A 25,378-nucleotide genomic window follows, 5' to 3' on the forward strand; every position below is an offset into this window, starting at 1 on the left:
GACAGTGACAACTTGATGTTTCGATCTCAGCGTCTTTGCACCACACACCAGGGCTTCTCCGGTCCCTGCGGAGAATCGCCTCAACGGCGTAGGTCCGGTCACGGCACCGGACAAGTACAGGCTGGTGGTGCGATCAGCTCCCGCGGCTACCCCTCAGGAGTGACACGGAGCCGCCGAAGCCCGGCCAGGAGCTCGAAGTGGCGGGCAGGCCAGGCCGATCTCATCGAACCCGATGAATGACATTCCGCACGTCTCCTCGTCCGCCGGCACAAGCTGGGCAATCATCGGGACCCGGTTCCCGCCGGCGGAGGCCAACCGCAGCATCGCCCGCCGATAGCGAACCGAGCCGGTACTGCCCCGCCGCACGATCCTCTGTAACCGGTGGCCCTCCCGGTCAGTCACCACTCCGCAGGTCACCCAGGCCCTCCTCGAAAGCCGGGAGGACGTACTGCTCTGTGCCACGCCCCGGCATCTCGAGCTTCTTGAGCTGTCCGCCGACGATGTGGGAAACCAGCGGCACGGGCAAGCCCTCCGGCCAGAGTCCGGTCCTCCTGCCCTCCGAGAGCACCCGGCGGAACGCGCCGGTGGATCCCCGAAGACTTCGGCCGTTCGCTTTCAACTCGCCGGCGGCGCACTCGCCTTCGCCTTCGACGACCTGGAGCAGGATCTGCTGCGCACGGGGCGGCAGGCGGTCGTAGTACGACCGGGCCCGCTCCGGGGTCCAACGGTCGTCGGGCACCGCAGTCACGACGGCGGCCGGCATGGCAGCGAGGGCGAGCAGCTTCTCGAGCGCCTCGGGGGTCGGATTCTCCACCGTGATCGTGATCTTCATGGCGGACACCCTTGCACCTCAGAGGCCTGAACACAAATAACCACAGCAAACATGCCAGAGACAAGGAGGACACCTCGAGTGCTCCTTGTGTACCGATCTATGTGCTGCGCCCCATGAACTGGATTCAGAGGACGCCGTACAGGGCCTGGTACCGATCGGCTGTCCCAGACGGATCATCAGCCCGCCCCGGCGGAAGGGAAGCCCCCATGGACGACGCGGCCGCCGACGCCTGCCCTGGGTTCCGCAGCCGCGTCGTGTGCGGGCCGGTCGGTTACCCCCGTATGACATTCTCCCGTGGATGGGTCCACGAGACCCGTCTCGTGTTTGCCGACACAGTTGCTGAAGATCGGCCACGTCGAGATTGGCTCCGGCGGTCTGTGCCATGGACGCGGTCATGTTTTGGGCCCAGTCCTGGGCATCCTGGCGGGCCTTGACGGGGAGAGGATCGTCGGGACCGGGCGAGGACATGCATCCTCCGACGTACACGCCCACCTCCGTGCATGCCGTCCCTGCCGTCCCAACTCCTCCCCCGCCGTGGGCGGACTGCGGAGGATGCCGGGCAACATGCGACGCCCGGTCGGGTCGTGATCCGGTCCGGGGCGAACGGGGGTCGGCGGCAGCTGATCGAGGGTGCGGAGCTCGCCGGGCCGGGAGCTGGTGGACGTTGCTTCCGGCCGGGAGCCCGGTGGACGTGCCTCCGGCCGGGTCCGTCCCCTGCGCGGACCCGGCCGGTAGCCCATGGGGCGGGTGCGGGACGGGCGCGTCGACCGGGTTTGGGCCCGGTGTGCACCTGTCCTGTGCCGTGGGGGTCGAGCCTAGGGCGGGGCGTCTTACCGATGGCTTACCGATTGCCTGCGGGCGGTGAGGCTTCGGTAACGACCGCGGGAGGAATTGAGTTCGGGTGTGCTGGCATTGACCTGGTGGTTGATCAGTGGAGAACCTGCGCACGCTGTTTCCAGGTCGGCGCCCCTGGGCGCGGTAACCGGGATAGACGTGTTGACAGCGTGGCTAGGTTTGGATCATGAGCGAACGCGGGGCGGACGGCACCTCAGGGGATGCGGACTACGGCAGGATAGGCGGCGGCTACGCCACCTACCGGCAGCCGGACGCAAGGATCGAGCAGGTGATCACCGCCGCCTTGGGTGGGGCGCGCACGGTGGTCAACGTCGGGGCCGGGGCAGGGTCATACGAGTCCCCAACGCTGGAGGTGACGGCAGTCGAGCCGTCGGCGACGATGCGCGCCCAGCGGCCCGCGCACCTGTCGCCCGCCGTCGATGGCGTCGCCGAGCACCTGCCGTTCGGCGACGATTCGTTCGACGCTGCGATGACCACCTTCAGCGTGCACCAGTGGAGCGACTACAAGGCCGGGATGCGCGAGATGCGCCGAGTGGCGCGGGGCCCTGCGGTCGTGCTGACCTGCGACCCCGATCTCGTGCGGGACTTCTGGCTGTACGAGTACGCGCCGGAGGTGTTGGACACCGAGGCGCGCCGCTATCCGGCGATCGCGGATTTGACCGAGGCCCTCGGTGGACATACGACGGTGACCCTGGTGCCGATACCCGTCGACTGCACCGACGGCTTCAACGAGGCGTACTACGCGCGCCCCGAGATGCTGCTCGACCCCGGTGCCCGGCAGGCGTGCTCGGCGTGGAGCTTCGTCGACGAGCGGGCGCGCGAACGGTTCGCCGCGGATTTGCGGGGTGACCTGGACAGCGGAGCTTGGGACGCCCGGTTCGGCACTCTGCGGCAGCAACCTTTTTACGAAGGTTCGTTGGTTGTGATCCGGTCCGTTCCGGCCTGATTCCTGCTCACAGCGCTCTCGGTCCTGGCCGAGTTCTTCGACGTGGACCGCTCCGGCGTCTATGGCGCGATCCGCCGGCTCCGTCCCCTACTCGTAGCCCGGGGCTTCGCCACGAACCGCGCGGCGCGTTTCTCAGGTCGGTTCGTTGAGGGTCCGTGACTTCCTGAACAACCTCGCCCCGAATCCCGCCGCGGCCAGGTGGGTGAGCGCGCGCATCTGGCGAACGCGGCGAACTCGGGGTCGGCGATCGTTCTTCTCACCCTGCCCTACCGTCTACCCGGCGTGAGTCCGTTCTCGTAGGCGATGATCGCCAGGTGGACGCGGTCCCGGGCCTCGAGCTTGGCGAACAGACGCGCGACATGGGTCTTCGCCGTCGCCGCGCTGATCACCAACCGCTCGGCTATCTCACCGTTCGACAGTCCCTGTCCGACCAGTGCCAGCACCTCGCGCTCCCGGTCGGTGATCCCCGCGATGAGACGTGAGTCCGCGGCGGGCTCGGTGGCCGGTGCGGGGGCCGCGGGGGTGGCGGAGGTTCCGGCGAAGTCGGCGATCAGCCGTCGGGTGACGCTCGGCGCGATCAACGCGTCGCCGGCCGCCACCACGCGGATCGCGTCCAGGATCGCGTCCAGGGCCATGCTCTTGAGCAGGAATCCGCTGGCGCCGGCGCGCAGCGCGCCGTAGACGTACTCGTCGTCGTCGAAGGTCGTCAGCACCAGCACCTTGGGCGGGTCCGGCTCGGCGGTCGCCTGCCTGGTCGCCTCGATCCCGTCCATGCCCGGCATCCGGATGTCCATCACCACGACGTCCGGCCGCAGCTCACGTACCAGGCGCACCGCCTCGCGGCCGTCGCCGGCCTCGCCGACCACCTCCAGGTCGGCGGTGCCGCCGATCAGGATCCCGAGCCCGACCAGCATCAGCGGCTGGTCATCGACCAGCAGTACTCGCACGCTCATGCCGGGAGCCTAGCCGTTACCCGGAATCCGCCCTCCGGACGCCGGCCGGCGCTGAACTGGCCGGACAGCAACGTCACTCGCTCGCGCATGCCGAGCAGGCCGAAGCCGCTCCCGCCGGCCGCCGTCGAGGGCCTGGGACGGCCGGGCCCGCCGGGACCGTCGTCTCCGTCGTCCACCACCTCGATCGTCACTCCTTCCGGCTCGTATCCGACCGAGACCCGGCACGTCCGCGCACCGGAATGCCGCAGCACGTTCGTCACCGACTCCTGGATGATCCGGAACGCCGACAGTTCGATCTCCGGCGGCAGCGGACGCCGCTCGCCCCGCCAGGCCACGTGGACCCGCACCCCGGCGTCGGCCGTGCGTTCGGCGAGCCGCGGGACGTCGGCCAGGCTGCCGGCCGGCGCCAGCGGAGCGGCCCCCGGCATGGCGTCGTCCGGCTCGGCGCGGCGCAGCGCCCCGAGCATGCGCTGCAGCTCGAGCAGCGTCTGGCGGCTGGTGGACTCGATGCCGGTCAGCGCCTGCCGCGTCTGCTCGGGCTTGGTGTCCACGACCCGCGCCGCCGCTCCCGACAGCACCGTGATGATCCCGATGCTGTGCGCGACGCTGTCGTGCAGTTCGCGGGCGATCCGCAGCCGCTCGGCCATGACGGCGCGGGCCGCCCTCTGCTCGTGCAAGGCTCCGAGGTATTCACGGCGTTTGCGATACACCCCCCCGATAACCCACGCGACCGCGAGCCACAACGCGTAATGCCCGGCCCACCCGGCCGCGTCGCCGACGGAGCCCTCGGGGTTGACGTGGGTGAAGTTGACGAACGCGGTCGCGACGGCCGCGACGGAGCCGACTGCGGCAGCCTTCGGCCGCCGGACGGCGAGGTACCCGCCCAAGGCGACGAGCAGGACGAACACGGTCAAAGGCCGCGCGCCGAAGATGTCGCTGAGGGCTGCTTCGCCCAGGATCGCCGCGAAGACTGCCGCCGGCAGACGGTGCACCAGCAGAACCGGAAGGGCGAGCACGACGCACAGACCGATCGTCTGGAAAGGCCCGAGGCCGGGAAACCAGAACAGGCCGTCGAAGTGCCTAGCCTCAGGGACCGGCATCGTAAAGCGGAGCATCAGCGCGTAAAAGCAGGCGGTGGCCAACACCACGGCCTGTGACCTCAGCCAGGTCACGCGCTTCGATGTCGGGAGACGCTGGAGAAGCTCTTCCATACGGAGATCGTATTCAGCGGCTTCGGCTCCGCGCGTCGCCCCGGGGATGTACGCGGGGTACACCCCCGAGCCGACGGCCTGGGGAACGGTGACATCCACCAGCCGACGCGACGGATCACGCTCTGTTCGTAGGTTCGTGACCATGACGAACGCACCGATGATCGATCTTCGCGACACGACGAAGAAGTGCGACGGCGGCCCGCCCGCGCTGGCCGGTGTGACCTTGTCCACGACGATGCGGATGATCCTGGGCCCGGGCGCGCCCGATTCCGGCGCCCCTTTCGCCGATGGACGCCCCCAAACCAGGCTCTGCGACCCGGTCAAGCAGGTCTGGGCGCCAGCGGATGCCACCGCAACGAACCCGTCGCTCGAGCGCCCCGCACCTCACGTCCTGGCCGTAAGTAGCCTGGCATCACTGTGCTCTGGACCAGCGAGGTGCTGACCGCTTCCGGCGTGTCCGGCATCGTGCGCCGCCATATTGGCGGGTTCTCCCCGGGCATGAAGCAGGGCCCGGAATGTCGGACCACCAACACGATCGAAGCGCTCAGAAGCGCTGACCACGTGCGCTGGTCGGCGGTGCCGGACAGACCCGGTACCCGAAGCCCGCGACGTCTCGGCAGGGCCTTCGCCACCGCGGGCCTGATGATGATCCCGTGGGTTCTCTATCTGTCGATGTCTTTGCCGAAGAAGGCGATGGATAGTCACTGGGCCCTGGACTGGGTGGGTCTGGACAGTTGCGAGGCACTGGCCTTATTCACCACCGGTCGATTCCTGAAGCGGGCGGATAACCGCTCCACGCTGACCGCCACAGCGGCCGCTGCGCTTTTCCTGACAGACGCCTGGTTCGACGTTACCGCGGCGACATCCGGGGGCGCGCTGGCTATCGCGGTCGTGATGGCAGTATGCGCGGAAATTCCAATCGCCATCGTGTGCACCGTCTTGGCCTTGCGACTGATCCGCCACCCATTCCCACAGTCCGAAACCACTGAACAGGAATCACTATGAACGCCAATATCAGTCGGATGCCGAACCGTACCTACCCGACACGCCACACCAAGATCGCGGCGGCGGCCGGTGTCGCTGCTTTGACGGCGGGAGCCTTGTGGTTCACCGATCAGGCACCCTACCCATACGCACAACGTCGACTACTCGACATTCAGCTTCCATTCCTGACCAAGACAGATTTGGACTCGATGCTCCAGCCGCGAGCAGGAGAACGCATCCTGGAACTGGGCCCTGGCACCGGCCTGCAAGCGTTGCACGTCGCACCACAGTTGGGCCCGAACGGACGCCTGGACATCGTGGACATCCAACAGGAAATGCTGGACCACGTAATGACACAGGCAGGGCGGGGTGAAATCTCCACGATCCACCCACACCGCGCGGACGCTCGTGAACTGCCCTTCGAGGACCACAGCTTTGACGCGGTCTACGTGGTTACAGCTCTTGGCGAGATCCCTGAACCGGAGCGAGTGCTGAGCGCGGCGACACGCGTACTGAGGCCCAGCGGGCGATTGGTGGTGGGCGAGTTCTTCGACCGGCACTGGATTTCGTTCGGCCGCCTACACCGGATGGCCGACCAAAACGGCCTGCACTTCACTGCGCGTCGTGGGCCCAGCTTGGCGTATATGGCCCGATTCCGCCCGTGCGGACGCACGGCCACCAGAGGCTAGAACACCTGGTCGCTGCGTTTTTTGTTCTTGAGGCACGTTTTCCGTTCCTGGTCAGGCTGTTCGTGGGAGTCTGGCCAGGGCGATGGCGTGGTTGACGTGCTGGTCGAGGAGTTTCAGGGCCCGTCGGAATTTCTCCCGAGGTCGTAAGGGCGTCCCCGCCGGTCGAGCCCGGGTGGCGGCCGTCAGTTCTCGCGGGTCGGGGCGTCGGGGCCGGTGACAGGCGTGTCGCTCAGGGCGCAGGCCTCGGAGAGCACGCGTGCGGCCGAGTCGGGCAGACCGGCCGCGTCGTAGGCACGGCCGAGGGCGCGGAGCGCGCCGGCGAGGAAGGAGCGCCAGCCCCGGGCGCGCCACACCAGGACGGACTCCTCCAGGTGGGCGATGGCCGAGGCGTGCTCTCCGGCCGCCAGGTCCAGTTCGCCGAGGATGCCGAGGGCCTGGGCGAGGTGGTGTCCGAGGTCGAAGCGCCTGGCGATGGCCAGTCCGGCCTCGGCCGTCTCGCGGGCGCGGGCATCGCCGGTGGCCGCGTACAGGGTGGCCAGGTAGAGCAGGGAGAACACCTCGACGTAGCGGTCGTCGAGGGAGCGGGCCATGGCGAGCGAGCGGGTGAGCAGTTCGCCGGCTCGTTCCGGCTGCCCGGCGCGGCCGTGGGCGGCTCCCAGGAACTGGATCGCGGTCGCCTCGAAGCGGGTGTTGCCGATCAGGCGGGCGAGCCGGAGTGTCTCGGTCAGGTGGTCGATCGTGCGGTCGAGGTCGGTCTCCCCGTAGGCGATCGCGATGATCTGGTGGGCCCGGGCCTGGACGCCCGGGTGGTCGTGGGTGGTGGCGAGGTCCAGGGCACGGCGGGCCGCGTCCAGGGCTTCCTGTTCGCGGCCTTGGGCCACCAGGCTCCAGGCGGCCAGGACCAGGGCGTCGGCCGTCCCGCCGGGTTCCCGTACCTGCTCGAAGAGACGCTGCAGGTGCCGCGCGCGGTCCTCCAGGGCGACCATCGTCTGGGCGCCGTCCGGCAGGTCGGCCGTGGTGTGGGTGCCGTCGGCCGGGGTGGTCCAGGTGGTCACCTCGATGAGGCCGCGGGTGAGCACGGCCGTGCCCAGGGTGTCGCCGGCCGCCCGGCAGGCCTGGAGGGCGGCCAGGTGCGTGGTGCGCCAATCGTCGTACAGGCCGCGCACGTCGCAGTACTTCTCCTGGCAGGCGGCGAGGTCCCAGGCCAGCGGCACCATGCGCAGCGCGGCGGCCTGCCGGGCGCTCGCGTTCAGGGCCGGCTGCTCGGCGTCGAACCAGGCCGTCGGGTCGTCCAGCAGTGCTGCCGCGAGGGCGGACGGCAGCGGGTGACGGGGCGCGTCGCCGTGGATCGGGGCGAAGCACGGCCCGGGCACCTGGTCGGCGGCCTGCTCGGCGAGCCAGAGCCAGGCGCCGAAGGCCCGTCGGAGCGCGGCGGTGCGTGCGGCGGGTTCGTCCGCGGCCTCGGCGTGTTCGCGCGCGTACAGCCGGACGAGGTCGTGGAAGCGGTAGCGCGGGTGCGGTTCCGTGCCGGTCTCCTGCAGGAGTTGGGCGTCGATCAGCTCTTCCAGCTGCCGCTCGGCCTGCTGCAGCGGGATGTCGGCCATCGCGGCCGCGGCCCACGGTGCGAAGTCGGGGGCGTCGAGCAGGCCGAGCAGCCGGAACGTGCGGCGGGTCGGCTCCGACAGCCGCGCGTAGCCGACGGCGAAACCGGCCCGGACGGCAAGGTTTCCGGCCTCCAGTTCGTCGAGGCGTCGCCGTTCGTCGCGCAGCAGGTGGGCGAGCCGGGCCAGGGTCCAGCGGGGCCGGGCGGCCAGGCGGGCCCCGGCGATGCGGACCGCGAGCGGCATGCCGCCGCACAGCTCGACGATCTGGGCGGCGGCCACCGGTTCGGCGGCGACGCGGTGGTCTCCGAGGATGCGGCGCAGCAGGGTCTGCGCGTGGGGGGCGTCGAGTTCGTGGAGGTCGATGAGCTGGGTGCCGGGCAGCGCCGTGAGCGGGGTGCGGCTGGTGACGAGGACGGCGGGGCGGGCAGCGGGATGCCTGAGTGAACGGTGGGCAGGGTGGCCGGCCGGGAGGTCGGCAGCGTTGTCGGCAGGGTGGTCGGCAGGGTGGTCGGCAGGGTGCGCCGGTGTGCCCGGGAGCAGCGGGCCGATCTGCTGCTCGTCGGCGGCGTTGTCGAGGAGGACGAGCGTGCGCCGGTCGGCGAGCAGGGTGCGGTAGAGCGCGGAGCGCTCGTCGAGGGAGGCCGGGATCTCGCGGGGGTCGGCGCCGAGGGCGCGCAGGAAGGCGGCCAGGACGCGGGCGGGGTCGGCGGGCGACTCGTCCACCCCGCGCAGGTCCGCGTACAGCCGGCCGTCCGGGTAGTCGGCGGCGGCGCGGTGGGCGGCGCGGACGGCCAGCGCCGTCTTGCCGATGCCGCCCATGCCGGCGATCACCGGCACCCGGCCGGCCGCCAGGGCGTCCAGGACGAGCCGCACCTGATCGTCGCGGCCGGTGAAGTCGGTTACGTCTCGCGGTAGTTGGGAGGGCACCACGCGGGACCGCTCGGGGTCGGTACGGGCGCCGTCGCGGTCGTGGGCCAGCAGCGCCAGGAAGACGTTCTGAACCTGCTCGCCCGGCTCGATCCCGAGTTCCTCGGACAGGCGTCGGCGCAGCGACTGGAAGCGGCGCAGCGCCTCGGCCGCCCGACCGTCCGCCGCCAGGAGCTCCAGCAGGGCCGCGTGCACGGGCTCGTCGTACGGATACTCCTCGGCGAGCGCCGTCACGGGGGGAACGGCGGCCCGGGCCGCTCCGGCGGCTCCGGAGGCTCCCGCTGCTCCGGACGTTCCGGCGGCTCCGGACGTTCCGGCGGCCAAGGCGGCCCGGGCCAGGGCCAGGACCGTGGCGCGCACCGCGCCCTCCACGGACGTCACCAGCGGGTCGTCCCTGTTCACGCGCTCCAGCCCGGCCAGCACCGGGCCGCGCCGCAGATCGATCGCCGCGGCCGGGTCCCCGTCGGCGGCAAGCCCGCGGAACCGTCCGAGGTCGACCGCGTCCGGCCCGGTCACCAGCCGGTACCCCTGCGCGTCGGACTCCAGCGCCACCGCCTCGTCCCCGAACCGCCCGAGCCAGGTGCGCAGCCGCGACATCCCGGTGTGCACCGAGCCCCGGCCGATCCGGTCCGCCTGCTCCGCCCACACGAGTTCCAGCAGCCGCCCGACCGGCAGCCACTCCCCCTCCGCGAGCAGCAGGGCCCCCAGCAACCCGCGCAGGACGGTGGCCCTCGGCAGCGGCTGGGGCTCGGAGTCCACGGCGACCGTCAGAGGGCCCAGCACGCCGAACGTCATCGTCATCCGCTTCAGCCCCCAGAAGTCACGTCCGCGCCGGTCCCGGCTGTGCCGCCCGGTCGGGTGGGGACCGCGGCCGCGGCACGACCATGACACTAGTACGGGCACTGAGCGACGACGGCCACCGGCCCTGCACGGTGTCGTCCCGTCGGCGCTGTGGGCTCTCAGGATCGTCTCCCGGAGCGACTCCCCGGATGCCACCGGCACGTTCGGATCGCGTCGCGGCGGACCGCGTCGAGGTCGATGTGTTGATGGGGATGTGTCGAGGTGGATGTGTCGATCACTTTGGCTCGACCGAAGTGGCGGCCGGCGCGGTTGTCGCGGCCTCAGCTGCTCTGCACCTGGTAGCCCAGCACACGGGCCTGCGTGGCGACGGTGTCGAAGTTCGCGGTGGCCGACAGCGCGGCAACCGCACGGCGGTCGAGCGGGGCGCCCTTCAGCACGGCCGCCACCGCTTCCCCGTCGACGGAGCGCTGGTGGTCGTCCTCGGCGAAGCCGGCGAACGCTCGCGCGCCGTCGGCTTCGGTGAGGAGTTCGAACAGCCAGTCGGCGCCGTCCGTCTCGCCGTCGGCGAATTCGACCGGTCCGCACTGCCACGAGGTGGAACCGGTCTCGTACCAGGCGCACACGGTCGCGTCGAAGAAGTCGAGGAATTGGAACTCGGGCACCTGCGCGTAGTGCGCGAGCGAGGCGGGCAGACCGTCGAGCAGGCCGGGCCAGTGCGCGCGGTCCTCCTCCCGCCACGGGGTGGCGTCGCTCTCGTGGTCGAACCCGTAGAGAAACACGCCGGCCGGGTCGACGACGACCGCGTACTGGTCACCGGAGCCGTTCTCCATGAAGGCCAGCTCGACGCCCGGACGCCAGTCGGTCACGAAGGTGTGGCTCGGGGCGAAGGGAGCGGAGACGATCGAGTCCAGCAGCGCCAGCGCACGGCAGCGGGCCCGAAGTTCGCTGGGCGCGGGCAGGGAAGCGACGAGTTCGTGGACGGTCATGCCGCACACTCAACAACACGCCTCTGACAGTCCGGCCGCCGGTCACGGCTGACCTGGGCCGGGGAGAGGTTCGAAGGGTTCACCGTCCGGCCCCCGCAGACTGAGTTCGCGGGCCGGCCCGATCAATGCGCCTTGGTGGTTCCCAGGGCGGTCGGCGGAGGCGTACTCGTCCGCGACGGTGAACACGGCGGCGCAGCACGGGCATTCGGCCTTGCCGAAGAGATGGGAGATCCCGTCGGCGAGTCGCTCCTGCTCGTCGCGGACAGCGGTCTCGTACATCCACCGCCCCGTGCCGGCGAGTTCCTCGCTGGGCGCCGGCCGAGGGAACGCGGCGAAGCTCGCGAGGAAGACGAGGTCGCTCGCGAGGAGACAGCCGGAAGCCCAACTCCTGCCACGCCTCGGCGTTGTCCTCGTGTTCCACCTCTTCCTGAAGCCGAGGGACTCGGTGGACATCGCGGTAAATGACGGTCTGTGCCTCGGCGTTGTGGGTGTCGATGAACGAGGCGTGCCGTGGCCGTTGGCAGCGGCCACGGAAGAGACTCGATTTTCTGCGGAAAATCCGCGTCGCACTCCCACCCACGGCGCCGCGCGCTCCCGCAGCGAGAAGGGCATCCGTTGGGGCGGACGTCCCCTCGCCGATGCGGCTTGACCGGCCCGGCGACCTTGCCGGCCTGGTCCTAGTCCCGTGCTTCGCAGGTCGTTGATTCGGATGGATCGTGGCTCGTGGTGGTGTCCCCGGCGTGGGCATTGAGTGGGTGTGTCGATGACTTCCCGGTCCCCGCGGTTCCTGATGGTCGCGGACTCCAAGCTGGTGTCCTACCCGAACGTGTCCGCCTTCCTGAAGGCCGAGGTGCCGTTCATCGCGCCGGTCCCGGCCGCCCAGGTCAAGGACGAGGTCTACGCCGCCCTCGACCTCCAGCAGGCGCAGGCCGTGGACTGGGTGCCACAGCGGGATGCGGGCAAGCAGCCCGCCGAGCGAGACGTCTACCGGGTGCTCGAAGACGTCCACACCCTCAACAACCCTCGCAAGAGCGACCCCGTGCTGAGGCTGCGCCGGATCCTGGTGGCGGATGGTTGGTACGCACTGATCACCCCCTTGACCGCCGAGCAGGCCGACCCCGGGCAGGTCCTGATCCGGTACAAGGGCCAAGGCTCGGTGGAGCGCCGCCATGCGGACTTCAAGGGCCCGCTCGCGGTCGCCGCGGTGTTCGTCCAGCACAACCGCCGCGTCGCCGCTCTGATCCAGGTGATCTGCCTGGCCCTGCTCGTCTTCTGCCTGATCGAACGCCAGGCCGGACGCTCGCTCGGCCCGGAACGGCCCATGGTCGGCCTGTATCCCGACAACCGCAGCGTCCGACCCACCGGCCGCATGATCCTCTACCACCTCGGCGAACTCACCCTGCGCGTCGGCAGCATCGCCGACCGGCCGCCAGTGCAGATCGCCCGCTGCGTCCAACTTCACCTCCTCGAACTCCTCGGCGTCGACGTCACCCAAACCCGCTGGCCACAGACCTGAAACCGTGACCCCTGCAGTGCAGGTCCAGCACTCGGGGCCGGCCCCGTACGATCAGATGCCGTGATCACGACCAGGGCAGACGGCCTCACCCTTGATACCGACCCCGCGCGCATCGATCTCGACCGCGTGCACCACTGGCTTTCCACTGACGCCTTCTGGGCCCTGGGCCGCAGCCGAGAGACCGTGGCGCGATCGATCGAGCACTCACTCGTCTTCGGTGTCTACACCCCGGACACCGCCGAGCAAGTCGCATTCGCCCGAATCGTCACGGACTACGCCACCTTCGGCTGGCTCTGCGACGTCTACGTCGCCCGCGAGTCACGCGGCCGGGGCATCGGCACCTGGCTGGCGGAGTCGGTCGTCGCGGCGCTGGCTCCCTACCGGCTGAAGCGGTTGATGCTCTCCACCGCGGACGCGCACGAGGTCTACGCACGTGTCGGCTTCTCGGCCGTGTCCGAACCGGAGAAGCTGATGTTGATCACCGCGCCGGCCCCTTCGGCAGTTCCGACCGGCCCGGCAACCGGAGGCGTCAAGCCACTGGCCACAGACCTGAAACGGTGACCCGCGAAGTACGGGCCTAGCAGTAGCCGTCCACCCTGGCGCCGGCTGGAGCGAGGTTGGGCCAGGGATGCCCTGCGTCGACCTCGCGGCCGGCCCGCCTCGTGTTCTGCAAACCCGGAACTCCGGGGGTCAGCAGTCACGTGTCTTGTTCGGCGCTTGGCTACTGCTGCAGCGTCGGATCTCGGCAGGGCGGCCGATGCCTGTTCCCTTTGCTGTTCCCCTTACTGTTCCGGGCCGGTTGTCAGGGTCGGCGGCCAGGGTCTTGTCCGCGGCACCGGCCCGGGGGACCCCGTCGACGGCGACGCAGATACCGAAGACGCGGTCGTGATGGGTCCAGCCGTTGATGCGGCCCCGGTTGTTGCTGATCTGCACTCGTTTCCTGGCCGGATCGATGGACGACACCAGATGCAGGTACACGGTTCCGGCGACACGGGCGAGGACGATGTCCCCGGGCTCGAGCCTTGACGGGTCGACCGGGGCGACGACCACCGACTGCCGACTGCGTATCAGTGGGACCATCGACGAACCGCTGGGCCGGAACTCAACGGTGGCCCCTCCGGCGACCCCGGCCGACACCGCATCCAATGCTCCCATCCGGCGATCGTGGCAGATCCCGCTGGGCCGCCCCACCGATTTCCTGCCCCGCGTCCGTGACCGGGGTTGGAGTAGCCCATCAGGAAGACCGGCCCTCAGCTCGTCGCTGTGGCAGCGGATCGCAGCAGGCTACGGTCGCCAGATGACTACACCGTCACGTACCACCAGCGGCTCGGCCTGGCGTGATTCATGGAATCGGATCCATCCCAGGTCGACGCTGCCGTCGAAGCGACGGTGACAATCGCCGGCCTTGGTGGCGAGCCAGCCGAGTAGTTCACCACGTGTCCACCACGCCATGCTCGGCATCGGCCGCCTGCACAATCTCGTCCTCACCGGTTGGGACCAGGCGGGATGTACCTGGTCAGCCCAGCTTTATCATCCCGCCCAAGGGAGTTCGGCGTGGCGACACCTTGCGATGGCTGATCCGCCAGCCGTCAGCGGTGCGCACGACGGTGTCGTCGTAGGAGACGGAACCGCAGGAGCCGTCCGCTTTGATGCCAAGCCCTTTGGAACGGACCTGCACCCGGCCATCCGCCGACGCCGTGACGACGACGTTGGTGACGTGATGTGCGACAGGGTTGGCCGCTCCCAGTGCCCATGCCGCTTCTCGGATAGCTGCCACCCCGGACAGTGGCTCCTGGCCGAAGTCGGTGAGGTCGTAGACCACATCGGTGGTGAACAACTCCTCCAACCGGTCAAGGCTTCCGTCGTCAACGAGGTGGCCGTGCAACGAGACCAGTTCGGTGATGGCCAAGCGATCTTCAAGAGCGAGCGACACACGCGTCCTCTCCGGCCGGCGCGGAAAGCGCCAGACCGAGCATCGATCCGATGTCAGCACGGCACCACCACCGCGCAACGCATCCAGGCGCGTCCGGCAAGAGCAGGGCCATGCACGTCGTGATCGTCTCGTACCGACGGTCAGCCTGCCACCAATTTGTCGACCTGTGCCCTGTCACCGTCAGCCGAAGCACGGCCTACGGGACAGCCTTAGCTGGGTCTGCGCTACTGCATGATCGTGCGCGGTAGGTGGGACGGCGTGCTGACGCAGTTGTAGAACTGCAGGGTGTAGCCGCGTCCGATGGTCACCATCGTTGGTTCCCGCAGGGTCCGGTACGGATGCCCAGCCGGCTTCTCCGCGTCCTCGCCCGTCTCGATCGGACGCCAGCTGCCAGTGGCTCCGTCCCACTCGGTGCCGTCGATGGTGAGCAGCGCCTCCACCGGCCCGCCGCACTCGCCGCACGGCAGTTCGTCGGAGTCCGCCGGATCGCGGAAGGTGAAGTTCGCCGGCCACCCACCTGCCTTCCATCCGGGAGCGACGGACAGGTCGCTTCGGTAACTCACCGACTGCTGCGCGCACCAGTGGTCCAAGCGCTCCGCGAGTTTCTCGTCAAGGTTCTGATGGGGAGGGAACTCACGCACCGGCTCCGGGTGGAGTCGGCATGGCTCCGGCACGTGGTCACTGCACTCGACATAGGCGGGCTCAGGAGGACTGGTCAGGACTTCCCGGACCCCCGAAGCCAGCCGCCACCTCAGCTGCACGGCTTCGGAGCACCCTTCAATCTCCGCGGACGGCTCCCACAACACCTGCAGCAGGTCAGTCCCCTCCGGGAACGGCAATCCGGGCACGTCCCGGGCGTAGAGCTGCACGAGCGGAATCAGCGGCAGCGGCCCCGGAGGCAGCATCTCCGGGGCATGCTTGGCATGGATCCGGTCCACCGCTTCCTTCTCCTGCGCAGCCAGGAGGTTCTCCCGGGGCCCCCGAGGTCGGGACCATGCCTGGGTGAGCAGGGCCCGCAGCGCGCGAACATCCGCAAGCGTCGTCATCGGCCGGTAGGGCGGGTACTCCGACCCGTACTCCGGCCAGGGCTCGTCCGCCGGCCACAGCAGCGGCCCGCCCACCGAACTGTCATGGACGGTTGGTGCACCCGGGCTTGGGTGCAGACGGGTGGCCGTCTTTGCCAGGCTGGCCAGCTCCGGAAACGCCATCTCGACATCCAGCGGCCGCGGCGGTGTCGTACGCGTCATGTCTTCCCCTTTTCCGACGCCGGTGCCGTATCCAAGCACAGGGCACTGACAGCCTCCTCAGGAGCCTTCGCTACGACGGAGTGGCCCCCTGAAGAGGGCGGAGATGGCGGACGGATGCAGGCGGCTGCTGTTCCAGCATGAGCGCCTGAAGCTCGGCGATCCGTTCACGGAGTCCGGGAGGGCTGACAGCACGAATCCGCCGGTCTCTGGTGACCGTATGGGGCCAGGGACCAACGGGTTCGCGGGATTCCCGCCGGCGATCTGACGCCTGCTCAGCTGCCGCAGGCGCATGCTGCCGCGGCAGTGGCCGACTCGGCGGCGGCCACCGCGGCGGCGGCCGGCTCGGCATCCTGCCCGCTGCTGGTGCAGCAGGCGTGGCCGCCGGTGGTGGCGCTCTTGCCGAGGGTGCCGGCGTCGGCTTTAACGACGTAGACCTCCCAGGGCTCCTTGCCGGGGCCGTGCACCCAGGTCTTGTCCTGGAGGGCGTAGCAGCAGGACGTGTCGTTCTCCTCGAAGGTGGCCAGGCCGGCGTCCTGCAGTCGGGCGGTGGCGGCGGTGACCTGCTCGGTGTTCTCGACCTCGATGCCGAGGTGGTCCAGGCGGGTGTCCTCGCCGGCCTCGCCCTCGATGAGGACGAGCTTGAGCGGGGGCTCGGTGATGGCGAAGTTGGCGTAGCCGGGGCGGCGCTTGGCCGGCTCGGTGCCGAACAGTTTGGAGTAGAAGGCGATGGAGCCTTCGAGGTCGGCGACGCGCAGGGCGAGCTGAACGCGGGACATGGGCGGTTCTCCCCGATCCGGGTCCTTGATTCGACGGTTATCGATATGGATGACGTTGCCACTGGATTAGATGACTGTCAACATAGACACATGTCGAATCTGGAACTGCCGGTGCTCGGCCAGGACGACGCGGCCGCGTGCTGCTCGCCGATGGTCCGCGAGCCGCTGGGCGAGGAAGCCGCTGTTGATCTGGCCAGGATGTTCAAGGCCCTCTCCGACCCGGTGCGGCTGCGGCTGCTGTCACTGATCGCCTCGCACGAGGGCGGCGAGGCCTGCGTCTGCGACCTGACCGGCCCGTTCGACGTGTCCCAGCCGACGATCTCCCACCACCTGAAGGTGCTGCGTGAAGCCGGGCTGGTCGGTTCCGAGCGCCGGGGGACCTGGGTCTACTACTGGGTGCTGCCCGCAGCCCTGGCCCGTCTCTCCTCGCTCCTCGAGGCTCCGGCAGGCGCGAGATGACCGAGCTCGCCCCGCTGGGCCGCCGGACGGCCGTCGAGTTCGTCGGGACCGGCGCGCTGGTCGCGATCGTGGTCGGCTCCGGCATCCAGGCCACCAAACTGTCCCAGGACGTCGGCGTGCAGCTGCTGGCCAACTCCCTCGCGACCGTGTTCGGCCTCGGCGTACTGATCGCCCTGCTCGGCCCGGTCTCCGGCGCCCACTTCAACCCTGTGGTCACCCTGGCCGCCTGGTGGACCGGCCGCCGCAGCGGGGAAGGGCCCGGCCTGCGCGAGGTCGCGGCCTACGCCCTGGCCCAGGTCTCCGGCGCGATCGGCGGGGCGGTGCTCGCGGACGCGATGTTCGCCGAGCCGCTCGTGCACTGGTCGACCCATGCCCGGTGGGCACCGCACCTGTGGCTGGGCGAGGTCGTGGCGACCGCCGGTCTGGTCCTGCTGATCTTCGGCCTGGCCCGGGCCGGTCGCGCGCACTTCGCCCCGGTCGCGGTCGCCGCGTTCATCGGCTCGGCGTACTGGTTCACGTCCTCGACCAGCTTCGCCAACCCGGCGGTGACGATCGGCCGGGCCTTCACCGACACCTTCGCCGGGATCGCCCCCGCCTCGGTGCTGCCGTTCATCGCCGCCCAGCTGGTCGGCCTGGTGGCCGGCATCACACTGGTCGCGCTGCTGTTCGGCCGCCCGACCCCGGCCGCCGAGGACGTCGTCGTCCCGCATGGCGACCATCACCCGGCCGCCTCCGGCCGCTGAGCACTGCCCGCCCCGACGTTCCCGTCGTTCCGACATCCCCGCTGTTCCCGCTGTTCCCGACGTTCCCGATCAAGGACATCCTGTGAGTGATCCCGCCGTCCCCTCCGTGTTGTTCGTCTGCGTGCACAACGCCGGCCGCTCCCAGATGGCCGCCGCCTTCCTCACCCGCCTCGGCGGCGAGCGGGTCGAGGTCCGCTCGGCCGGCTCCGCCCCCGCCGGAACCGTGAACCCGGCCGTGGTCGAGGCCCTGCGCGAGGTCGGCATCGACATCTCCGCCGAGACCCCGAAGATCCTCACCACCGAGGCGGTGCAGGCCTCCGACGTGGTGATCACCATGGGCTGCGGCGACGCCTGCCCGTACTTCCCCGGCAAGAAGTACCTGGACTGGAAGCTGGAGGATCCGGCCGGCCAGGGCGTCGAGGCCGTCCGCCCGATCCGCGACGAGATCGAGCGCCGCATCCGCGGCCTGCTCAGCGACCTCGGCATCCAGGCCCAGCCGTGACGGCCGCCGGGCCGGTGCGGATCACCGGCATGCTGCCCGAGCACGCCGACCAGGTCCTGGCGATCTACCAGCTCGGCATCGACGGCGGCGACGCGACGTTCGAGACCACCGCCCCCACCTGGGAGACGTTCGACAGCGCCCGCCTGCCCGACCACCGCCTGGTCGCCCTCGACCAGGACGGCGGGGTACTGGGTTGGGCGGCGGTCGCGCCGGTCTCCGACCGATGCGCGTATGCCGGCGTGGTCGAGCACTCCGTCTATGTCCATCCCGACGCCCGCGGCCGAGGCGTCGGCGCCGCCCTCCTTCAGGCACTGATCGCCTCGACCGAGCAGGCGGGGATCTGGACCCTCCAATCCGGGATCTTCCCGGAGAACACCGCCAGCCTCGTCCTGCACGCCAAGGCCGGGTTCCGGGTCATCGGGACCCGCGAGCGACTCGGCCGACACCACGGCCTCTGGCGCGACGTCGTCCTCGTCGAGCGCCGCAGCCCGATCGTGCGCTGATCGCTGCAGTCCGACCACGAGCCGACCGGGTCGGGGCCGATGTTGGCGGCGCAAGCGGGATGCGCGCGGGATACGCGGGTGCGCGAGGTGCGCGTCGCCAACGGGGCCTGGCAAACGGGCGTCGACCGGGTGCCAGCCGGCTGCCAGCCAGGGGCCGACCGTGGGTCAGGGTGTGGGTCAGGGTGTGGGTGCGGCGGCTTCGAGGGCGTCGACGGTGCCGGACAGACGTCAGGAGTAGAGCGACGTCCCATGGTGTCTCGCACGCTGCCACCGTTCGACCGCTTCGCCCGGCCCGCACCGGGCGAAGCCGCAGCCCGCACGGGCTGCCTTTGGGGTGCCGGAACGGCCGGGTGAGGCCGCCGGTGTCGCCGCCCGTGCACCGGATTTTCGGCGGAAAATCCGAGCGCCTCCCCGAGACAGAGAGTGGGCTTACAGGATTCGGGCATCCGCCTGCGGTCGCCACTCCCCCGGTCTGTCAGCCCGCTGTCGGTACCGCCCGGCTGTGGTGCCCAGCTCTGATCAGGAGCCGGGCAGCGGGGACACAAGGTAGGGCCGGGTCGCGTGGATGTAGTAGGCGTTCAGCCCTGGGCCGGGTAATGCAGCTCTGGCTGGTCGTGGCCACCAAGGCAGGTGGTGACCTCCCCGGGCTTTAGTGGGGCGCTCGTGCCCAGACGTGGGACGTACCGGCGCCGAGTGTGTCGTCCTCGGCGCCGCCCCGGAAGCCGACCACACCGAGGCGGGACCCTGCTCGCAGGCTTCCCGGACCAAACGGAAGATGTCGGTGCGGGGCAGTAAGCCGTCACAGCATCGCTCTCCCGGGGGTCACCGAGTCCAGGAGCGCGGGACAGCTCCCGTTTTCGATCGCCCGTCGTCAGCACCACCACGCCCAGCATGACGCCCATCCGCAAAGCCCTTACCACCGAGGAAAGCGTTTGCCGTCGCCCCGGTCGGTCGGGGAGACGATCCATGCCCAGCAGATCCGCGTGAACAACGACTGTGGAACGGAAAGGTCACGCCTGTCCTGGGGCGGGCTTCGGTCGCTCTCCGGATGCCAGCGACCGAGAGCGACCGAGAGCGACCAAGAGCGACCGAAGGGCAACGGATCCGGGCTCACTGAGTTCGGTCGCTTCTTTCCTCGGCACGGTGAGGGGCACGTTTCCCCGGGTCAGACGCCTAGGGCCGCTACGCGGCCTGTCCCCCTGCAGGGCAAAAGCGCTCCTGCAGTGGGGCAGCAGTCCAACCCCGGGGCAGAGTCGCTTCGGTCGCTGCCGGCGTCAGGTGCCCGGCGCCGAGACGGTGGAAGCCTGGCGCCACGCGCGTTCCAGCCGATCTCCCCGCCCGGCTTGGGGGGAGCTACCGAAGCGACTCAAGCGACTCAAGGAAGGGACTTCTCCGCGCAGCAAGCGCGGGAGGGTCGAGAGGACTCCACGACAGGGCTCCGCCACTCCCCCATTGACCGGGAGCTACCGAAGCGACTCAAGCGACCGAACTCCGGACCTTCAGACAGTCCTGACACGCGCGACACGCCGAGCGACCGGGCGCGAGAGACTCGGTAGCTACGGTCGCTGGGCTTCAGTCGCTGGACAAAATCCCAGGTCAGAGGCGTTGTACCCACCCAAGAAGCGACTGAAGCGACTCAAGGTTGGGTATATGAAGACATTCCCGTGTGCGTGTGCGCGTTATAGACCCGAGCTACAGTCGCTTCAGTCGCTGTTTGGCTTGAAAACCGGTTTTGACCTGCGAAAACGTCGGCGGACCGAAAACAGCGACCAAAGCGACTCGGTCGCTGCCCCAGGGTTCGGTCGCTGAGTTTCCGCGTAAGGTCCGCCACTCCGGGTGCGTACGTCCTCGCTCCGATAGTCTGTGTGAGCTATCTTCTGGACTTCGGTCGCTTCAGTCGCTGATCCGGCGTTTGCCAGTGCCCTGACCTGGCTTTTTGCCCTCAGCTACTGAACGAGCGACCGAAAGTCGGGCAGCTACCGAGCGACTGAAGCAGCTGAAGCAGCTACTGAACCAAGGGGGAGGGACCAGCGTGACGGCGCCGCAGGCCGTGGGGAGCGACCGAACGGGCCGCCAGCCGGATGCGCTGGCCGTTGCCCGGTGGTGCGCTTCCCAGGGCTGGCCGGTCCATCCGCTGGCTCCGGGGCGCAAAACGCCGCCCGCCAACTGTCAGCCGTGCCAGGAATCCCCGCACTCTCCCGCCGAGTGCGCCTGTTCCCGGTTCGGTCGCTGGTGCCACGGCTTCCATGCCGCCACCCTCGACCAGGACGTCATCACCGCCTGGTGGCAGACCAACCCCGACTTCGGCATCGGTGTCGCCTGTGGCCCTGCGGGCCTGGTCGTCATCGACGTCGACAGTCACCCCGGTGCCGTGCCTGCCCGGGACCGGATCCTGCCGGGGATCCCGATCCACGAGCACGTCGACCTGGAGGGCCTGGAGAACGGCTACCACACGCTCGCGCTGCTCGCGGCCCTCCGTCGCTCCCCCGCCCCCGCCGAGGACACGTCCACGCTGCGTGTGCGCACGCCCTCCGGCGGCCTGCACATCTGGTACCTGGATGACGCCAACCACCGCTTCACCTGCTCAACCGGCTCCTCCACCGGGCGGGCCCTGGCCTGGCAGGTCGACGTCCGTGCCCACGGCGGCTACATCGTCGCTCCCGGCACCACGACGAGCGCCGGCACCTACACGGTCCTGCCCGGAGCCAGAACCCCCGCCCCGCTCCCCCGGTGGCTCGGCGAGGAACTAGTCCGCACCGGGCACCTCAAGGACAAGCAGGAGCCCAAGCCGGCGGCCGTCCCGGCCCCCGTACCCGACCGTGCCCGCCAGGCCGTCGTGGCCGCCGGCGGCGGTAAGCGCGGAGCCGAACGCGTCCTCGACACCGTTCTGCAGGACGTCACCGACTGCGCCACCACCCCCGAGGGCGCAGGCTTCACCGGCAAGCTCAACCGCGCCGCCTACACCGTCGGAGGCCTCGTCTCCGCCGGGCACCTGACGCACACCACCGCCGAGCGGCTCCTCCTCGACGCCGCCCGCACCGCCCGTCCCACCCAGGACCGGCAAAGCTCCGCCGTCATCCGTTCCGGCCTCGCCGCCGGCGCCCGGCAGCCCCTGCACATCGGGAAGGCCCGCGGATGACCGACAGCACCCGCAAGAGGACGGTCTTCGACCCCGTGGCCGCAGCCCAGCAGATCCTGGAATACCCGCCGGTCCCCGGCCCCTCGCAGGCCCCCTGGCACGGCGCCGCCGTCCAGGAAAGCCTCCTGGACGCCCCCGCCGAGGCCTCCCAGGCGCCCGCCCAGCCGACCCAGCCCTTCCACACCACACACACCACACACACCACACAGAGCGCAGCGGTAGCCCAGCCCGTCCAGCCCGTCCAGCCCGCCGAGGCCCTCATGGGCCCCCAAGCGGGCTCCCAGACGGGCCCCCATGCGGGACCGCAGGCGAGTGCCCACGGCCTGCTGCCCGACTCGCTTTCCGACCGCGGCAACGCCAAGCTCTTCGTCCACCTCTACGGGCGCGACTACCGTCACGTCCCCGGCATCGGCTGGTACCGCTGGTCCACCCACCGCTGGCAGCTCGACGAGGACGACACCGTCCTGTGGGCCGCCGGCGAGATGGCGGAGAGCGTCGCGACCCACGACCCGCGCGGCGTCTACACCAACACCGACCTGCGCCGGCACCGCCGCCGCGCCCTGTCCACCTCCGGCATGAACGCCATGCTCGCCCAGGCCAAGTCCGCCCCCGGCATGGTCCTCAACGCCGCCCTCCTCGACGCCGACGCCTACGCCCTGTGCACCCCCGGCGGCGTGGTCGACCTGCGCACCGGTGCCATCGCGCCGCCCGACCCGCAGGTCCACCACCACTCCCGCTCCACCACCCTCGCCCCCGCCCGGATGCCCACCCCGCGCTGGAACCGCTTCCTCACCGACACCTTCGGTGACGACCAGGAAGGCCGCCAGACCCGCGACTTCCTCCACCTGCTGCTCGGCTACTCCATCAGCGGCGACGTCGGCGCCCAGGTCATGCCCTTCCTCTACGGCCAGGGCAAGAACGGCAAGTCCGTCCTCCTCGACGTCATGATCCAGCTCCTCGGCGACTACGCGGACGCGGCCCCGCCCGGCTTCCTCATGGCCAAGACCTTCGACGGCCACCCCACCGACCTTGCCGAGCTCCACGGCCGCCGCATCATCGTCTGCTCCGAGCTCAAGCCCGGCGACCGCTTCGACGAGGCCCGGGTCAAGCTCCTCACCGGCGGCGACAAGATCAAGGCCCGCCGGATGCGCCAGGACTTCTTCTCCTTCGAGCCCACCCACAAGCTCTGGCTGCTCGGCAACCACCGCCCCGAGGTCGGTACCGGCGGCTTCGCCTTCTGGCGGCGCATGCGCCTGATCCCGTTCGAACGGGTCGTCCCCGAGGAACGCAAGATCGACAACCTGGCGCACGTCCTCGTCGCCGAGGAGGGCCCCGGCATCCTCGCCTGGCTCATCGACGGCGCCCGCCGCTACTTCGCCGGTGAGAAGGACCTCGCCGGCCCCCAACGCGTCCAGGTCGCCACCACCGCCTACGCGGAGACCGAGGACCACGTCGGCCGCTTCCTCAAGGAGGCGTGCGTCACCGGCGAGGGCATGCGCGCCGAACAATCCCAGCTCTTCGGCGCCTACACCCGTTGGTGCGGGTTCGAGGGCGCCAATCCCGTATCCGGGCGTGCCTTCGCCGCACGAGTCCGCGAGACACTGGGTATGACCTCTCCCAAGGAGATGGTCCTGTCCAACAGCCGCAAGTACTACCCGGGCATCGGCCTGATCACCGACGACACAGAGGAGCAGAACGCGTGAGCGCGCTGATCGACCCGGCCGAGCTCGCCCACGAAACCGACCTCGTCTGGCTGGAGGACACCTCCGACCTCGACTACGTCCGTCAGTCGCTGGACCGCCTCACGACCCGCCGCGGCCGCCCCGCGTACCACCGCGACGGCCGCATGGTCGGCTACGCCATCCTCGGCCCCGACGCGAAGTCCTCCCGCGCCTCCGGCACCTTCCGCCGGCGCGTCTTCTGGCTCCTCCCCCACGACCGCGACCAGGACCCGGACGGCCTGTACTCCACCGGCGCCCCCTCCGAGGCCGTCGACCCGCGTACCGTCGCCCCGGGCGTCAAGGGCTACAAGACCGAGCGCTCCGAGGGCGGCCCGGCCTCCCCGGCGATGCTCGAGTTGGGGATAACGCTTCCGAAGGCCTGAGTCCTGCCGAGCGGCGGTGGGGGCTGCCCGTGTTTTCGGGTAGCCCCCACCGCCGTAGTGCTCAGCGGCCCTCCGGGCGCCGTTCCTCCTGGAGGACCGCCTGGCCTGCCAGGAGGCTCTCCAGGAACCGGCTGTGCTGGACGAGCGTGCTGCTCCGGCTTTCCGGAGTCCGGGCGTGGGCCCGCAGCACCCGGGTCTGCTCGGGGTCTTGCTCGGGTTTTTGCTCGCGGGTCTGCTCGGCCTGGTCGGAGACCATGACGCCGACGGCGTCGGCGAGGCAGGTCATCGACTGGCGCGGCTCGATCCGGTCCGTGGAGACGACGTCCGGCACCCGGGTGCGGTCGTTCGCGGAGGAGCCGTCAGCCGCAGTGGAGCGGGCCTCCGTACCGTCCTGGCCGGGCGCCGCTGTCGCCGTTGGTGTCGCGGTCGTCACTGTCGTCGCTGTCTCTGCCGGCGACGTTGTCGTCGTCGCGCGCCTCGTCTTCGCAGGCCTCGTCTTCGTGTGCGTTGCCGCAGACTCCTCGCGCAGACGCCCGACCTCCGCCTCCAGCGCCGCCACCCGCGCCCGCAGCTCCTCCAGCTCGCCCATCGTCTCCACTGCCCATAACCTCCCCCGGCCGCCGCTCACGGCCATTGACGTGCGGCTTTAGCCTAGCCGGGGGACTGCCCGCGCCCGAGGGCGTCCACCTGCTCGGCGCCACGCGCGACGAACCGCCACATCGGCGAGACCGGCGCCCCTGGTCCGGGCCAACCAAGACGTACGGCGGCTTCTCCACGTCCGGGTCGTGCGCGACGGCGACGACCACGACCACCCCCCGCATGACGGCGCCCTCGTGCCCCGTCCCGGCCCACGACGCGGGGCTGGGAGCGCCTTGCTCAGCTCGACGACCCAGGCTTCAAGCGACTCGACGTGCATCGCTGGAAGCAACAGACGTCACCCTCGTCGATGCGCTGGGACTACCGCCTCGGAGGGCCTGCGGTGGCTGAATCAGGTTGCCGGTCAGGTGGGAGAAGCAGAGCCTGTGAAGGGCCGGCACCGAGGTTCCGTTGCTGGGCATCTGCGACAGCGCGGCGGCCAACCCTGCCCCCGGGATTCCGTCGCGGAGTGACGGGCCCCGGCTGTCCGATCCGGCCACTACGATCCCCCGGTGACCGATGACGAGATCGTCGAAGCCTGCCGGAGGATCGCACGAGACCGGCAGGCTCCCCCGCCCGCCCCGCACGAGGCGGTTGCCGAGGCGGAACGTGTCATCGGATTCGTCTGTCCCCCGCTTCTGCGGCGCCTGTACACCGAGGTGTCCAACGGCGGCTTCGGCCCCCTGGACGGGGTACTGCCGGTCGACGTGGGGCAGCGGGACGAGCACATTGCGGAGTCCTATGAGCACGGACCGGACCCCACCGGTGGAGTGCCTGCCGGAGTGGTGCCGCTCTACGACTGGGGCTGCACGATGTGGTCGATGATCGACTTCCGCGACCCGGACGGCGCGATGTGGTCCAACGCCGAAGGTGACTGCCGGCCCCAGGGCGTCAACCTGGCCCAGTGGTTGGCTGCCGCGATGGACGGCGAACTGCGCTTCGCCTGGCCGGACGGTGTGCCCTCGGACAGCGAATGGCCTCGGCCCCGGACACATTGATCAGCAGTCAGAAATCGACGGTTCGGATCGCCAA

Annotated in this window: 24 protein-coding genes and 1 pseudogene; 13 read left to right on the forward strand and 12 right to left on the reverse strand. The window is 70.1% G+C overall.

The features are described from left to right. Positions 1-180: 180 nt before the first annotated feature. A pseudogene (locus tag ACZ51D_RS19320) lies at positions 181-405 on the reverse strand (IS630 family transposase); the annotation flags it as partial. After that, a complete protein-coding gene (locus tag ACZ51D_RS19325; protein WP_360503803.1) occupies positions 395-832 on the reverse strand; it encodes a hypothetical protein in 438 nt (145 codons plus the stop codon). The pseudogene ACZ51D_RS19320 and the gene ACZ51D_RS19325, both read right to left, overlap by 11 nt. A 1,021-nt stretch (positions 833-1,853) precedes the next feature. Between ACZ51D_RS19325 and ACZ51D_RS19330 the strand changes: the two genes are divergently transcribed. Next, the gene (locus tag ACZ51D_RS19330; protein WP_465662982.1) at positions 1,854-2,633 is read left to right on the forward strand and encodes a class I SAM-dependent methyltransferase; all 780 of its coding nucleotides are present in this window, start codon (positions 1,854-1,856) and stop codon (positions 2,631-2,633) included. Positions 2,634-2,899: 266 nt separating this feature from the next. On the opposite strand, the gene ACZ51D_RS19335 is transcribed toward ACZ51D_RS19330, so the two are convergent. Together ACZ51D_RS19335 and ACZ51D_RS19340 are read right to left on the reverse strand one after the other, a co-directional pair. Then, positions 2,900-3,586, reverse strand: a complete 687-nt coding sequence (locus tag ACZ51D_RS19335) for a response regulator (protein WP_465624117.1) — start codon at positions 3,584-3,586, stop codon at positions 2,900-2,902. Further along, the gene (locus tag ACZ51D_RS19340) at positions 3,583-5,028 is read right to left on the reverse strand and encodes a sensor histidine kinase (RefSeq protein ID WP_465662984.1); all 1,446 of its coding nucleotides are present in this window, start codon (positions 5,026-5,028) and stop codon (positions 3,583-3,585) included. Before ACZ51D_RS19340 ends, ACZ51D_RS19335 begins: the two co-directional genes overlap by 4 nt. A gap of 186 nt (positions 5,029-5,214) precedes the next feature. Between ACZ51D_RS19340 and ACZ51D_RS19345 the strand changes: the two genes are divergently transcribed. Together ACZ51D_RS19345 and ACZ51D_RS19350 are read left to right on the forward strand one after the other, a co-directional pair. Continuing rightward, a complete protein-coding gene (locus ACZ51D_RS19345; protein WP_465624121.1) occupies positions 5,215-5,802 on the forward strand; it encodes a hypothetical protein in 588 nt (195 codons plus the stop codon). After that, positions 5,799-6,470, forward strand: a complete 672-nt coding sequence (locus ACZ51D_RS19350) for a class I SAM-dependent methyltransferase (RefSeq protein ID WP_465624123.1) — start codon at positions 5,799-5,801, stop codon at positions 6,468-6,470. Before ACZ51D_RS19345 ends, ACZ51D_RS19350 begins: the two co-directional genes overlap by 4 nt. 182 nt (positions 6,471-6,652) lie before the next feature. Here the strand turns inward: ACZ51D_RS19350 and ACZ51D_RS19355 are convergent, their stop codons facing one another. The 3 genes from ACZ51D_RS19355 to ACZ51D_RS19365 all read right to left on the reverse strand — a co-directional run bounded on the left by ACZ51D_RS19355 (position 6,653) and on the right by ACZ51D_RS19365 (position 11,067). Next, the gene (locus ACZ51D_RS19355; RefSeq protein WP_465662986.1) at positions 6,653-9,802 is read right to left on the reverse strand and encodes an ATP-binding protein; all 3,150 of its coding nucleotides are present in this window, start codon (positions 9,800-9,802) and stop codon (positions 6,653-6,655) included. 320 nt (positions 9,803-10,122) lie between these two features. Then, positions 10,123-10,788 carry a hypothetical protein gene (locus ACZ51D_RS19360; RefSeq protein ID WP_465662988.1) on the reverse strand — a complete coding sequence of 222 codons (666 nt, stop codon included), beginning with the start codon at positions 10,786-10,788 and terminating at the stop codon, positions 10,123-10,125. Positions 10,789-10,830: 42 nt separating this feature from the next. Next, the gene (locus tag ACZ51D_RS19365; RefSeq protein WP_465662990.1) at positions 10,831-11,067 is read right to left on the reverse strand and encodes a hypothetical protein; all 237 of its coding nucleotides are present in this window, start codon (positions 11,065-11,067) and stop codon (positions 10,831-10,833) included. Between the two features lie 484 nt (positions 11,068-11,551). On the opposite strand from ACZ51D_RS19365, the gene ACZ51D_RS19370 reads away from it, so the two are divergent. Then, positions 11,552-12,304 (forward strand): transposase, encoded by a 753-nt coding sequence (locus ACZ51D_RS19370; RefSeq protein WP_465662992.1) that lies wholly within the window; start codon positions 11,552-11,554, stop codon positions 12,302-12,304. Positions 12,305-12,364: 60 nt separating this feature from the next. Beyond that, positions 12,365-12,865 (forward strand): GNAT family N-acetyltransferase, encoded by a 501-nt coding sequence (locus ACZ51D_RS19375; protein WP_465624130.1) that lies wholly within the window; start codon positions 12,365-12,367, stop codon positions 12,863-12,865. Positions 12,866-12,994: 129 nt separating this feature from the next. Here the strand turns inward: ACZ51D_RS19375 and ACZ51D_RS19380 are convergent, their stop codons facing one another. The 4 genes from ACZ51D_RS19380 to ACZ51D_RS19395 form a co-directional block, all read right to left on the reverse strand. Beyond that, positions 12,995-13,459, reverse strand: coding sequence for a S24/S26 family peptidase (locus ACZ51D_RS19380; protein WP_465624132.1), 465 nt, complete (start codon positions 13,457-13,459; stop codon positions 12,995-12,997). Positions 13,460-13,820: 361 nt separating this feature from the next. Beyond that, positions 13,821-14,213 carry a nuclear transport factor 2 family protein gene (locus ACZ51D_RS19385; protein WP_465624134.1) on the reverse strand — a complete coding sequence of 131 codons (393 nt, stop codon included), beginning with the start codon at positions 14,211-14,213 and terminating at the stop codon, positions 13,821-13,823. A gap of 248 nt (positions 14,214-14,461) precedes the next feature. Continuing rightward, positions 14,462-15,484: a hypothetical protein gene (locus ACZ51D_RS19390; protein ID WP_465662994.1), complete on the reverse strand. Its 1,023-nt coding sequence runs from the start codon at positions 15,482-15,484 to the stop codon at positions 14,462-14,464. A 272-nt stretch (positions 15,485-15,756) separates the two neighbouring features. Continuing rightward, entirely contained in the window at positions 15,757-16,260 is a 504-nt protein-coding gene (locus ACZ51D_RS19395) for an ArsI/CadI family heavy metal resistance metalloenzyme (protein ID WP_465662996.1), read from the reverse strand. A 90-nt stretch (positions 16,261-16,350) separates the two neighbouring features. On the opposite strand from ACZ51D_RS19395, the gene ACZ51D_RS19400 reads away from it, so the two are divergent. From ACZ51D_RS19400 to ACZ51D_RS19430, 7 genes are all read left to right on the forward strand, one after another. Beyond that, on the forward strand, positions 16,351-16,719 hold the full coding sequence (locus ACZ51D_RS19400; RefSeq protein ID WP_360503774.1) for an ArsR/SmtB family transcription factor: 369 nt from the start codon (positions 16,351-16,353) through the stop codon (positions 16,717-16,719). Continuing rightward, the gene (locus ACZ51D_RS19405) at positions 16,716-17,462 is read left to right on the forward strand and encodes an aquaporin (RefSeq protein WP_465624139.1); all 747 of its coding nucleotides are present in this window, start codon (positions 16,716-16,718) and stop codon (positions 17,460-17,462) included. The genes ACZ51D_RS19400 and ACZ51D_RS19405 overlap by 4 nt, the downstream gene beginning before the upstream one ends. Before the next feature lie 82 nt (positions 17,463-17,544). Beyond that, positions 17,545-17,964: an arsenate reductase ArsC gene (locus ACZ51D_RS19410; protein ID WP_360503769.1), complete on the forward strand. Its 420-nt coding sequence runs from the start codon at positions 17,545-17,547 to the stop codon at positions 17,962-17,964. Between the two features lie 29 nt (positions 17,965-17,993). Next, positions 17,994-18,467 carry a GNAT family N-acetyltransferase gene (locus ACZ51D_RS19415; RefSeq protein ID WP_465663111.1) on the forward strand — a complete coding sequence of 158 codons (474 nt, stop codon included), beginning with the start codon at positions 17,994-17,996 and terminating at the stop codon, positions 18,465-18,467. A gap of 2,032 nt (positions 18,468-20,499) precedes the next feature. Beyond that, positions 20,500-21,606 carry a bifunctional DNA primase/polymerase gene (locus tag ACZ51D_RS19420; protein WP_360503766.1) on the forward strand — a complete coding sequence of 369 codons (1,107 nt, stop codon included), beginning with the start codon at positions 20,500-20,502 and terminating at the stop codon, positions 21,604-21,606. A gap of 260 nt (positions 21,607-21,866) precedes the next feature. Continuing rightward, on the forward strand, positions 21,867-23,309 hold the full coding sequence (locus ACZ51D_RS19425) for a DNA primase family protein (protein WP_465624218.1): 1,443 nt from the start codon (positions 21,867-21,869) through the stop codon (positions 23,307-23,309). After that, positions 23,306-23,710, forward strand: a complete 405-nt coding sequence (locus ACZ51D_RS19430; RefSeq protein WP_030240262.1) for a DUF6009 family protein — start codon at positions 23,306-23,308, stop codon at positions 23,708-23,710. The genes ACZ51D_RS19425 and ACZ51D_RS19430 overlap by 4 nt, the downstream gene beginning before the upstream one ends. Before the next feature lie 61 nt (positions 23,711-23,771). On the opposite strand, the gene ACZ51D_RS19435 is transcribed toward ACZ51D_RS19430, so the two are convergent. Continuing rightward, positions 23,772-24,143, reverse strand: a complete 372-nt coding sequence (locus ACZ51D_RS19435; protein ID WP_465662998.1) for a hypothetical protein — start codon at positions 24,141-24,143, stop codon at positions 23,772-23,774. A 715-nt stretch (positions 24,144-24,858) separates the two neighbouring features. On the opposite strand from ACZ51D_RS19435, the gene ACZ51D_RS19440 reads away from it, so the two are divergent. Continuing rightward, complete coding sequence (locus ACZ51D_RS19440) at positions 24,859-25,344, forward strand: SMI1/KNR4 family protein (RefSeq protein WP_465624143.1); 486 nt, start codon at positions 24,859-24,861, stop codon at positions 25,342-25,344. Positions 25,345-25,378: the final 34 nt, after the last annotated feature.

The organism is Kitasatospora sp. NPDC033851 (assembly GCF_055576085.1).